The organism is Sphaerimonospora cavernae, from assembly GCF_042435035.1.
Lineage (GTDB): Bacteria > Actinomycetota > Actinomycetes > Streptosporangiales > Streptosporangiaceae > Sphaerimonospora > Sphaerimonospora cavernae.
Map to the genome: position 1 here is coordinate 1 of NZ_JBHMQT010000024.1, position 11,669 is coordinate 11,669.

The following is an 11,669-nucleotide window of genomic DNA, read 5'->3' on the forward strand; positions in this document are numbered from 1 at the left end:
TGCCGGCGGACGCGCCCGTGATCAGAACATTCTTACCTTCGAACCGGTTCATGACGCTCCGTAGTGCTAGTTCAGTGGTTCTGTCGGTGCTCGCTGAGCGGCAGCGCTGTGAGGCGTGTCTCCCTCGGGCTGCGAGTGTGCGTCCCGATGCGTGTGATCTCTGCCTTTGTCCCAGTCATTGGGACGGCACACGGGCATCCGGCCGCCCGGAATTAGCGTCTGTGGCACGGACCAGGTTGGACCCGTTAGCCGGCCAGGACAGGCGCCACGACAGCCACCCCGTAATCGTCGTTATCGCGGCCATCGGGCGCTGTGAAGATGCGATGCGGCATGAGGACGTCGTGGGCCACGCCCGCCGGGCCTGTGACGAGAGAGGCCGCAGCAGATGACGACCATGCAAATGGAGTATCGCCTGAGCCAGTTGGATCAGCTGGAGGCGGAGTCGATTCACATTTTCCGCGAGGTTGCCGCGGAGTTCGAGAAGCCGGTGCTGATGTGTTCGGGTGGCAAGGACTCGATCGTGATGCTCCGGCTGGCGGAGAAGGCTTTCTACCCGGCGAAACTGCCGTTTCCGATCCTTCAGGTCGACACCGGGTTCGACTTCCCGGAGGTGCTTGAGGCGCGGGACAGATGGGTGGCGCGTCTCGGCGCCCGCCTCGTGGTGGCCTCGGTGGATGAGGCGATCAGGCGGGGGATCGTGGTCGATGACGGCAGGACGAGCCGGAACCGGCTGCAGATCGGGACGCTGCTGAACGCCATCGAGGAGAACGGGTTCACCGCGGCGTTCGGCGGTGGCCGCCGTGACGAGGAGAAGGCGCGCGCCAAGGAGCGGATCTACTCCCACCGAGACGAGTTCGGCCAGTGGGACCCGAAGAACCAGCGCCCGGAGTTGTGGAACCTCTACAACGGACGGATCCGCCCGGGTGAGCACATGCGGATCTTCCCGCTGTCGAACTGGACCGAGTTGGACGTCTGGCACTACATCGCCCGCGAGCGGATCGACATCCCCACGATCTACTACGCGCACGACCGCAACGTGATCGCCAGGGACGGGATGCTGCTGTCGGCGTCGCACGCCGTGCGGCCGAGGAACGGGGAGAAGATCGAGAGGCGCCGGGTGCGCTTCCGCACGGTCGGCGACATGACGCTGACCGGCTGCGTCGAGTCGGACGCGGACAACGTAGAGAAGATCATCGAGGAGATCTCGGTGGCCCGGGTGACCGAGCGGGGCGCGACCCGCGGCGACGACCGGTTCAGCGAAGCCGCGATGGAGGACCGGAAGAAGGAGGGCTACTTCTGATGACCACCCCGAACACCGCTCCCGAGGCGGTGGGCACCGGAATGGACCTGCTGCGGTTCGCCACCGCCGGGAGCGTGGACGACGGCAAGTCGACGCTGATCGGCCGGCTGCTCTACGACTCCAAGGCGATCTTCGAGGACCAGTTGGAGGCCGTGGAGGCCGTCAGCGAGGGGCGCGGCTACGAGTACACCGACCTCGCCCTGCTGACCGACGGGCTGCGCTCGGAGCGTGAGCAGGGGATCACGATCGACGTGGCCTACCGCTACTTCGCCACGCCGAAGCGGAAGTTCATCATCGCCGACACCCCCGGGCATGTGCAGTACACCCGCAACATGGTCACCGGCGCTTCCACCGCCGACCTCGGCCTGGTGCTGGTCGACGCCCGCAAGGGCCTTTCCGAGCAGTCCCGCCGGCACGCCGTGCTGCTGTCGCTGCTGCGGGTGCCGCACCTCGTGCTGGCCGTCAACAAGATGGACCTGGTCGACTACGACGAGGCCACCTTCACCCGGATCCACGCCGAGTTCACCGCGTTCGCCACCAAGCTGAACATCCCTGATCTGACGATGATTCCGATCTCGGCGCTCAAGGGTGACAACGTGGTGTCGCGCAGCGAGAACATGCCCTGGTACGAGGGCCCCTCGCTGATGCATCACCTCGAGAACGTGCACGTGGCCTCCGACCGTGACCTGGTCTCCGCCCGGCTGCCGGTGCAGTACGTCATCCGCCCCAAGTCCGACGACTTCCACGACTTCCGCGGCTACGCCGGCCAGCTCGCCGGCGGCGTGATGAAGCCGGGCGACGAGGTGACCGTGCTGCCGAGCGGGTTCACCTCGAAGATCGCCTCGATCGAGCTGTTCGACCGCGAGATCGCCGAGGCGTTCCCCCCGATGAGCGTGACGGTCCGGTTGACCGACGACATCGACGTGTCCCGCGGGGACATGATCGCCCGGGTCAACAACGCGCCGAAGCCGAGCCAGGACATCGACGCCATGGTCTGCTGGATGACCAACGCCCCGCTGCGGCAGGGGCAGAAGCTCGCCATCAAGCACACCACCCGGACGGCCCGGGCCCTGGTCAAGGACATCCAATATCGTCTCGACATCAACACGCTGCACCGCGATTCCGACGTCGGAGAGCTCGCACTGAACGAGATCGGCCGGGTCCGGCTGCGCACCACCGTGCCCCTGCTCTGCGACCCGTACGCGAGGAACCGGACCACGGGGTCCTTCATCCTCGTCGACGAGGTCACCGGAGTCACGGTCGGCGCAGGAATGATCAACGACGTCGCGTGAGAGCAGCGTGACGGTCGCGTGAGGACAGTGAGGAGAATCGATGGGCAGGCTTGACGGAAAGGTCGCGTTGATCACCGGTGGCGCCCGCGGCATGGGCGCCTCTCACGTGCGCGCCTTCGTGGCGGAAGGCGCCAAGGTGGTCTTCGGGGACATCCTGGAGGACGAGGGCCGGGCGCTGGAGAAGGAGCTCGGCGACGGCTGCCGGTTCGTCCCGCACGACGCCACCTCGGTGGAAGGCTGGGAGGCCGTCGTCGGCGTGGCCACCACCACCTTCGGCGGACTGCACGTGCTGGTCAACAACGCCGGAATCCTGGGCTTCGGGTCGATCGAGGAGATGACCGTCGAGGACTACCGCCGGATCCTGGACGTCAACCTCGTCTCACAGTGGCTGGGGCTGAAGTACGGCAGCGCGGCGATGGGCGAGGGAGGGTCGATCGTCAACATCTCCTCGATCAACGGAATCGTCGGCGGGGACCGGCTGACCGGCTACTCCTCCAGCAAGTTCGGGGTGACGGGCCTGACCAAGTCCGCCGCCATCGAGCTGGCGCCGAAGAAGATCCGGGTCAACTCGGTGCACCCGGGGGGCGTGGCGACCCCGATGCTGGGCAAGGGCGACGACGACGTGCAGGACATCACGGTCGGCCCGATGGCACGCATCCCGATTCCCCGCTACGCGCGGGCGTCGGAGGTCAGCAACCTGGTGCTCTTCCTCGCCTGCGACGAGTCGAGCTACTGCACCGGGGCGGAGTTCCTGATCGACGGCGGCATGACCGCGGGCGCGGGCTTCTGATCCCCAGCGGCTTCTGATTCCCAACGAAAGGGCCCAGGTCGGTTTCCCGACCTGGGCCCTTTCGTTTGTCAGCCGGCGGTCAGCCCGCGGTGTATCTCTTCACGAAGTCCAGGATCCGCGCGGCCAGTTCCGGCCGGCACACCAGCAGGTCGGGAAGGAGCACATCGTCCTGGTTGTAGCGGAGCTCGGAGCCGTCCACCCGGCTCGTGTGCAGGCCGGCGGCCCGGGCGACGGCGACGGGGGCCGCCGAGTCCCATTCGTACTGCCCGCCCGCGTGAACGTAGGCGTCGGTGACGCCGCGGACGACCGAGATGACCTTCGCGCCCGCCGATCCCATCGGCACCAGGGTGGCGCCGATCTCCTCCGCCAACGCGTTCACGAACTGCGGCGGCCTCGTCCGGCTCACCGCGAGCCTCGGGGGCCCATCGACCGGCGCCGCGACCACCGGCGGTATGTCGGCGCCGAAGGTCTCGCCGAGCCCCGGCAGCGCGACGGCGCCCGTGACCAGCTCGCCGTCGGCCCACAACGCCACGTGGACCGCCCAGTCGGTGCGCGGCGGCTCGCTGAACTCCCTCGTCCCGTCGACCGGGTCGACGATCCAGACTCGTTTCGCCGTCAGCCGCGCCTTGTCGTCCTTCCCCTCCTCACTCAGGATCGCGTCACCGGGGCGGTACTCGGTGATGGCCCGCATCAGGAACTCGTGCGACGCGCGGTCACCCTGCTCCTTGAGCTTGTCGCTCGCCAGGTCCTGCTCGCGCACGCGCAGCAGGAGCTCTCCCGCCTTGGTCGCGACCCAGCGGGCGAACGCCCCGTCGTCGGGGGTCGCCTCCTCGTAGACGGGAAGGGCGTCGTCGGAATTCATGGTCGTCCAAACATGTGATTGTCGTGTCGATTGTCGCGGGCAGGGCCGGGCCGTACGACCCGGCCCCGCCCGGCTCCCAGTGAACTTAGAACCCTCAGTGAACTTAGAACCCTCAGTGAACTTAGAACCCTCAGTGAACCTTGAACCCTCAGTGAACCTCGAATTCGACGCGGTCCAGGCCGCCCTCGAACGGGTACACGTGCGGGTAGTTCCCGACCGGCGATCCCGAGGTCGCGCCGACGTCGAAGGTCTCGTCGATCGAGAAGAAACCACGAGGTGTGCGCGGGGTCCGGTCGCTGCCCAGCTCGGCGCCGTCGAGACGCAGCGTGATCTGGGCTCCCCTGCCGGGGCCACCACCGTCGTAGGCCAGGTCGACCTCCAGGACGTGGCGGCCGGTGGGGACGGCCGCCGAACCGGCCAGGTGGACCCGACCGGCCTCGAACGCCCGGTAGACGAACTCGGGCCGGCCGTCCTGCGTCAGGTACAGCGCCCAGCCCGCGTTGTCGCCTCCCATGGAGGCCAGCACGCCGCGGGCGCCGCCGTCGGGCACGTCGATGTGCGCGCGCATGGTCCACGACCGCCCGCGCAGCGGCGGCGCGTTGGTCTCCGGGGTGCCCACGGCCCCCCGGTAGTAGGTGAAGCGGTCCCGGCCGGTGGCCAGGTTCGGCATCGGCGTACGATGCGCCCGCGCGTCGCGCAGCGGCTGGATGTCCACCCGGGCCGCCTCCTTGGCGAACAACTCCTGGAGCTCGGCGAGCCGCTCCGGCTCCGACTCCGCCAGATCGCGCGCCTGGCTGAAGTCCCGACGGGTGTCGTACAGCTCCCAGACGTCGCCCTCGAAGGGCGCGTCGACGGGCGGCAGCCCGACCGTCCAGGGCATGCCCGCGCGGTGGAACGCCGACGCGATCCAGCCGTCGTGGTAGATCGAGCGGTGCCCGAACACCTCGAAGTACTGCGTGGTGTGCCGCTCCGGGGCGTCGGCGTCGGCGAAGCTGTAGACCAGGCTGGTGCCGTCCATCGGCGCCTGCTCCACCCCGTCGACCACCGCGGGCGGTTCGATCCCCGCCACGTCGAGGATGGTGGGCACGATGTCGTTGACGTGGGAGAACTGGCTGCGCAGGCCGCCGGTGTCCCTGATCCCGGCGGGCCAGGAGACCACCATCGGGTTGCGGGTGCCGCCGAAGTGCGAGGCCACCTGCTTGACCCACTGGAACGGCGCCGTCATCGCCCAGGCCCAGCCCGCCGGGTACTGCGGGTAGGACTGCTTGCCGCCGATCTCGTCGAGCCGTTCGATCTGGACCTCGATCGGCTCCTGCATGCCCTGCAGGGCGCCGAAGTAGTTGATGCTTCCCTTCATCCCGGCCTCGGCGCTGCTGCCGTTGTCGCCGACGACGTAGACGAACAGCGTGTTGTCGAACTGCCCGCTCTCCTTCAGCGCGGCGATCAGCCGGGAGATCTGGACGTCGGTGTGCTCCAGGAAGCCCGCGTACACCTCCATCAACCGCTCGGCGACCCGCTTCTCGTCGTCGCTGAGCGTGTCCCAGGCCGGCAGCTCGTCGGGACGGGGGGTCAGCTCGGTGTCCTCGGGTACGACGCCGAGCGCCTTCTGGCGGTCCAGGATCTCCTGCCGTACGGTGTCCCAGCCCTGGGCGAACCGCCCGCGGTACTTCTCGCTCCACACACTGGGGACGTGCAGTGGCGCGTGGGTGGCGCCGGGCGCCAGGTAGAGCAGGAACGGGCGGTCGGGAGCCAGTGAGTTCTGCATCCGGATCCACTCGATCGAGCGGTCCACCAGGTCCTCGGTGAGGTGGTAGTCGTCGCCGTCGGGCCGGGCGACCGGCGTGGTGCCCTGGTACAGCGTCGGCTCGTACTGGTGGGTCTCACCGCCGAGGAACCCGTAGAACGTGTCGAAGCCGCGGCCGGTGGGCCAGCGATCGAACGGTCCCACCTGCGAGGTCTCCCACGGGGGAGCCAGGTGCCACTTGCCGAAGCAGGCGGTGCTGTACCCGTTCTTCCGCAGGACGGTGGCGATGGTCGCCGTGCTGTCGCGCAGAATGCCCTGGTAGCCCGGATATTTGTTGGCGGAGTTCATGACCGTGCCGACGCCGGCCACGTGCGCGTCCCGCCCGGTCAGCAGCGAGGCCCGGGTGGGCGAACAGATCGCCGTGGTGTGGAAGCGGTTGTAGCGCAACCCCTCCCTTGCCAGCTCTTCGATGGCCGGTGTCTCCACCGGTCCCCCGAACGGGGCCGAGGCGCCGAAACCGACGTCGTCGAGGAGCACGAGCACGACGTTGGGGGCACCCTCCGGGGCATGAGGCATCGACAGGTCTGGACTGTCGGGCTCCGGGGAGCGATGGGGCATGTGTGCACTCCTTACACTCTTCGGCTCGATGGCCGCCAAGGCGGCAGCAGGGGGAGGTCATGCTCGGCTGGGTACATACAGCTCAGTAGTTGGCGATGACCTCGTCGGCGAACCGGCGCAGCGAGGCCAGCCTTCCCTCGGGGGTCGGCTTCTCGTCGTACATCCGCCAGGGCACCACCCGGCACACGGTGACCCCGGCCTCTTCGAGCGCGCGGTAGCCGTCGATGCCGCGGACGTTCGTGGGCGAGACGTCGATCTCGAACGGGACGTCGGCGCGGCCGTACTCCGCGCGCAGCGCGGTGAGCCGCCCGATGGCCTCGCGGAGTTGTTCCGCGGTGGTGTTCACCGAGATCCAGCCGTCGCCGATGCGGGCCGCCCGCCGCAGCCCCGGCTCGCTGTGACCGCCGATGTGGACCGGCACCGGACGATCCGGAGCCGGGCTGATCATCAGCCGGTCGAAGTCGTAGTGCTTGCCGTGGTATTCCACCCACTCGGGGCCGTTCCCGGCGCAGACCGCCTTGATGATCTCGACTGCCTCGTCGGTGCGCGCGCCGCGGGTGCGCATGTCGGTGCGGGTGAAGGTGAACTCCTCGGGGATCCACGACAGCCCGACCCCGAGCGCCACGCGATCGCGTGACAGCACCGCGAGCGTGGCGACCTGCTTGGCCGTCAGCAAGGGGTCACGCAGCGGCAGCTTGAGCACGTTGGTGGAGAAGTGCAGCCGTTCGGTGACCGCCGCCATCGCGGCCATCGCGATGAACGGGTCCGGCATCGGCGTCTCGGCCTTCCACATCCGTTTGCCGTCGGCCGTGTAGGGATAGTCCGCCGAGACGTGTTCGGGGAAGAACACCGAGTCCGGCATCCCGATGCTGTGGTAGCCGGCCTCCTCGGCAGCCGGCGCCAGTTGCAGCAGTTCCTCGGCGGGGAGCATCGCCCCCGACAGCGCCCACTTCATGTGTCAGTCAGCTCCATGGTTCGGGTGGCCTCAACGTAGGCAGTGGGGCGTCCGCCGGGCGCGGACATCCCGTTGAGCGAGACGGCGATGACCGGCCTGGCCGGTCTCGGAGGCTGGGATGGTCATCTGTGATCGTGTCCGGCCGCCCTACGCTCGCCCAAACCGCGCGAGAGGTGGAGGTGCCGAGTGGGCACGAACGACGCGAACCACATGTGGGATGAGTTCTGCGACCGGTTGCGGGAGGCCGGCCGGACGCTGATCGACGAGGCCGCTCCGCAGGACCCGTTCAACCAGGCCGAGGGCGTCCGCTATCTGATCCGGCTGCTGCGGTACGCATCGATCAACTCGATCGAGTACTCCGACCCGTTCTACCCCCAGTTCACCAACGCGCTGGACCCGCACATGAAGTGCAAGATCGGCGCGGACAACCCCGACAACATCTACATGCGCGCCAACGTGTCCGGGAAGTACCGGTACCGGATCAGCGGAACCCGCGGCACGGTCCCGTTACTGACTTTCGGGTCGAAGGCCAACCGCTATCACATCGACGGGACCATGGCCTCGACCGGTGAGCTGCACGGCGACGACATCCCGGTCGACGCCGACGGGCGGTTCAGCTTCATCGCGAGCAAGGACCGGCCCGAAAGCGGCGCCTGGCTGCCGCTGGCCGACGACACCACCAACATCACCGGTCGCCAGTCGTTCCAGGACCGCTCGAGCGAGATTCCCGCCGAGGTCGCCATCGAGCTGATCGATGAGGAGCCGCGTCCGGCGCCGCTGGATCCCGACCGCTTCGCTCGGCAGTTGGACCTGGTCACCGCGTTCGTGCGGGGTACGGCTCAGACGTTCTCGACCTGGACGAAGATGTTCATGGCGCGGCCCAACGAGCTGCCCGACTGGGGCCAGGACTTCTTCCAGCAGGCCGGCGGCGACCCGACCATCTTCTACATCCACGGCTACTGGGACCTGGCCGAGGACGAGGCGTGGGTGATCGAGACCGAGGTGCCCGACTGCGAGTACTGGAACTTCGTCCTACAGAACTGGTGGATGGAGTCCCTGGACCACGACCGGATGAACACCTACATCAACAACCACACCGGAAAGCTCAACCCCGACGGCACCCTGACGATCGTGGTCTCGGCCAAGGACCCGGGCTTCGGGAACTGGATCTCCACCGGCTTCCACCGGCAGGGCACCGCGCTGCTCCGCTGGGTCAAGGCCGACCACCACCCCCTCCCGACCTGCAAAGTCATCAAGATCTGAGGAATTGGATGAAGCGCAACAGTAGATCGTCTCGGGGGCGAGTGGTGATCGCGGTATGCGCGGCCCTGGCCACCGGGACGCTGCTGGCCGGCTGCGGCGGAGCGAGCAGCAGCAGCGGCGGTAGCAGTGCCGCCGCGACCAGCGGTAACACCGGTGGTGACACGGTCGACGGCAACGCGACCCTCGACATCGCCATGCCGGTGGCCCAGTCGCTGGACCCCCGGCAGGCACCGGAGCCCGGCCAGCTGCTGATCTCGGCCTGGCCGGTCTACGACCGGTTGATCCAGGTCGGCCCGGACGCGCGATATCAGCCGATGCTCGCCACCAAATGGGAGTTCTCCCCCGACGGCACGACGCTGACGCTGACGCTGCGCCAGGGCGTCACCTTCAGCGACGGCACGCCGTTCGACGCCGAGGCGGTCAAGGCGAACCTGGACGCCTATCAGAAGGCCGACAAGACGGCCGTGCAGGCGAGCCTGGCCGACGTGGCCGGCGTCACGGTCGTCTCCGCCGACACCGTCGAGCTCCAGCTGAAGAAGGCCAGCACCACGGTGCTGTCGGCGCTGTCGAGCACGCTGAGCGGGATCATGGTCTCGCCGAAGGCGCTGAACAGTCCTGACCTGGCCGGCCACCCGGTCGGCACCGGCGCCTACGTCATCGAGTCGTTCAAGCCCGGCCAGAGTGTGGTCTACAAGCGACGGACCGACGAGGGCGGCATCTGGGATCCCAAGACCGGCAAGCCCGCCGAGGTCGCCATCACCAGCTACAGCAGCTCGGAGGCGATGGAGAACGCGGTCAAGAGCGGCCAGGCCGACGTCATCACCTGGTCGGCCGGAGACAAGAAGCCGTTCCAGTCGCAGCTGGACTCGGGCCAGTTGCAGGCACACGTGCTCACCCAGTCCACGAACACGGTGGGCCTGAACATCAAGCCGTCGGTCAAACCGTACGACGACGTCAAGGTCCGCCAGGCGATCAACCACGCGATCAACCGGCAGGCGATCGTGGAGGCGTTGCAGCCGGCCAACAGGCCCCGGGTCCAGCCGTGGCCCGAGCAGCTGCCCGGCTTCGACGCCGCCCGCGAAGGCGCCTACCCCTATGACCCTGCCAAGGCCAAGGAACTGCTCGCGCAGGCCGGCCACCCCGACGGCTTCGACGGCGGGGAGATGCTGGTCGCCCAGGTGCCCGGCTTTTCTGCCGTCGCGGAGGCGGTGCAGGCCGACCTCGCGGCGGTCGGCATCAAGATCCAGGTCCGCACCATGGACATTTACTCCCTGGTGACCGAGTGGGCCAAGGCACCGAACCCGCTCGAGTTGATGTACATGAACACGTCGTCGATCGATGCCTACTCCTGGCTGCAGCGGCTGTTCGTCAACCCTCTGTGGCGGCCGGCGGGTGCCGACCCGGAACTGGTCAAGCTGACCGAGGGCGTCGACGACCCGTCACTGACCGATGAGCAGCGGGCCGCCAAGGTCGGCCAGGCGGTCGCCTACGCCACCGACAACGCCCTGTACGCGCCGCTGTGGCAGGGTTCCGGTGGCTACGTGGCCACCGGCAAGGTGCGCGGCCTGGACGATGTGGCCTCGGTGCACGGCGGCGTCGCCGACCTCCGGAACACGTACCTGGCCCAGTGACCCGCTGAGCAGGCGTCACGGACCCATGGGTGGCGGGCTGGATCGAACCACTGCCCGCCACCCGGGAGCGCTCTCCCACCAGGAGATCCGTGATGGCCTGCTCGGTGAGTCGCTGCGCTGTCTCTCACCGATCGAGAGGGAGCACTATGCGCTTCGGAGTATCCATCCCAGCGGATGGGAGATTCGCCGATCCCGCCGCGATCCGCGCCGTGGTCGAGGCCGCGGAGGACCTGGGCTACGAGTCCGCCTGGTTCAGCGACCATATCGCCGTGCCGGCTTATGCCACCGAGGGCACATCGCCGTGTTGGTACGACGCTCTGGCGTGCTGCCTCGTCGGTGCCGGATGGACCAGGCGCCTGCGCTTCGGCACCGACGTTCTCGTACTGCCGTACCGGCACCCGCTCGTCGTGGCGAAACTTGTCGCGACAGCCGACCAACTCAGCGGTGGCAGGCTGACCATCGGCGCCGGCGTGGGTTACATCCGAGGCGAGTTCGAGGCGCTCGGCACACCGGCATACGAGCGACGAGGCGCGGTCACCACCGAGTACCTCGACGTTCTGCGAACCGCGTGGGAAAGCTCGGGCAGTTTGTCATTTCAGGGTAATTACCTCCAATTCACGGATGTGCACCTCGAGCCCAATCCACGTCAGCGTCCATTCCCATTGTGGGCGGGAGGAAATGGAGCCGCGGCACGTCGGCGGGCGGCCCTGCACGCCAACGGATGGCACCCCCTGTTCCCCTCGCCTTCTCGTTATACGGACGGCCGAGAAGAAATTCTGCGGCTACGGGCGGCAGCCGGACTCAGTGATTCCTTCACGTTCTCCCTGAGCACCGCGCTGGCTCGAATCCGGCTGTCAGACCGGGATGGAGGACGCGCCGCATCGGTCAACCGGGATCTGCCGGACGAGTACGACTACCGGCCTGATGTGCCGATCACGGAGACGGGCCGCCCGTACTTCGTCGGAACACCGGACGAGCTGGCGAGTGATGTCCGGACATACGCATCTGCCGGCGTGGACCACGTGGTCTTACGGTTCTGGACGCCCGCACAGCCGATTCCGGTCACCGAGTTCATCAGTCAGATGGAACGCTGGATGCGACACGTCGCCCCCGCGACGACGGGAACCTGAGTCGTTCCAGCGGTGGTGACCGGTCCCGGAGGCCGGGACTGTGAGCTTGCGGTCGCGTCCGGCCGTCCTACGCTCACGCGGGGC

At 68.0% G+C, this 11,669-nt stretch carries 9 protein-coding genes; 6 read left to right on the forward strand and 3 right to left on the reverse strand.

Annotation, left to right across the window (positions count from 1 at the left end; all coding sequences use genetic code 11):
* Positions 1–385: 385 nt before the first annotated feature.
* Genes cysD through ACFHYQ_RS12690 form a run of 3 tightly spaced genes read left to right on the forward strand, consistent with a single transcriptional unit; the run spans position 386 to position 3,382 of the window.
* Positions 386–1,300, forward strand: a complete 915-nt coding sequence (cysD, locus tag ACFHYQ_RS12680; protein WP_394301317.1) for a sulfate adenylyltransferase subunit CysD — start codon at positions 386–388, stop codon at positions 1,298–1,300.
* Positions 1,301–1,341: 41 nt separating this feature from the next.
* Positions 1,342–2,592, forward strand: a complete 1,251-nt coding sequence (cysN, locus tag ACFHYQ_RS12685) for a sulfate adenylyltransferase subunit CysN (RefSeq protein WP_394301345.1) — start codon at positions 1,342–1,344, stop codon at positions 2,590–2,592.
* Between the two features lie 40 nt (positions 2,593–2,632).
* Entirely contained in the window at positions 2,633–3,382 is a 750-nt protein-coding gene (locus ACFHYQ_RS12690) for an SDR family oxidoreductase (protein WP_394301318.1), read from the forward strand.
* Between the two features lie 79 nt (positions 3,383–3,461).
* Here ACFHYQ_RS12690 and ACFHYQ_RS12695 read toward each other — a convergent pair whose 3' ends face one another.
* The 3 genes from ACFHYQ_RS12695 to ACFHYQ_RS12705 form a co-directional block, all read right to left on the reverse strand.
* Positions 3,462–4,244 (reverse strand): 3'(2'),5'-bisphosphate nucleotidase CysQ, encoded by a 783-nt coding sequence (locus ACFHYQ_RS12695; protein ID WP_394301319.1) that lies wholly within the window; start codon positions 4,242–4,244, stop codon positions 3,462–3,464.
* Between the two features lie 148 nt (positions 4,245–4,392).
* Positions 4,393–6,606 carry an arylsulfatase gene (locus ACFHYQ_RS12700; protein ID WP_394301320.1) on the reverse strand — a complete coding sequence of 738 codons (2,214 nt, stop codon included), beginning with the start codon at positions 6,604–6,606 and terminating at the stop codon, positions 4,393–4,395.
* A gap of 82 nt (positions 6,607–6,688) precedes the next feature.
* Complete coding sequence (locus tag ACFHYQ_RS12705; RefSeq protein ID WP_394301321.1) at positions 6,689–7,561, reverse strand: TIGR03619 family F420-dependent LLM class oxidoreductase; 873 nt, start codon at positions 7,559–7,561, stop codon at positions 6,689–6,691.
* 186 nt (positions 7,562–7,747) lie between these two features.
* Here ACFHYQ_RS12705 and ACFHYQ_RS12710 point away from each other — a divergent pair, with 186 nt between their 5' ends.
* The 3 genes from ACFHYQ_RS12710 (at position 7,748) to ACFHYQ_RS12720 (ending at position 11,585) form a co-directional block, all read left to right on the forward strand.
* Positions 7,748–8,824 (forward strand): DUF1214 domain-containing protein, encoded by a 1,077-nt coding sequence (locus tag ACFHYQ_RS12710; protein ID WP_394301322.1) that lies wholly within the window; start codon positions 7,748–7,750, stop codon positions 8,822–8,824.
* 8 nt (positions 8,825–8,832) lie between these two features.
* Positions 8,833–10,455 carry an ABC transporter substrate-binding protein gene (locus ACFHYQ_RS12715; RefSeq protein WP_394301323.1) on the forward strand — a complete coding sequence of 541 codons (1,623 nt, stop codon included), beginning with the start codon at positions 8,833–8,835 and terminating at the stop codon, positions 10,453–10,455.
* 92 nt (positions 10,456–10,547) lie between these two features.
* On the forward strand, positions 10,548–11,585 hold the full coding sequence (locus ACFHYQ_RS12720) for a TIGR03619 family F420-dependent LLM class oxidoreductase (RefSeq protein WP_394301324.1): 1,038 nt from the start codon (positions 10,548–10,550) through the stop codon (positions 11,583–11,585).
* The last annotated feature ends 84 nt before the right edge of the window (positions 11,586–11,669 follow it).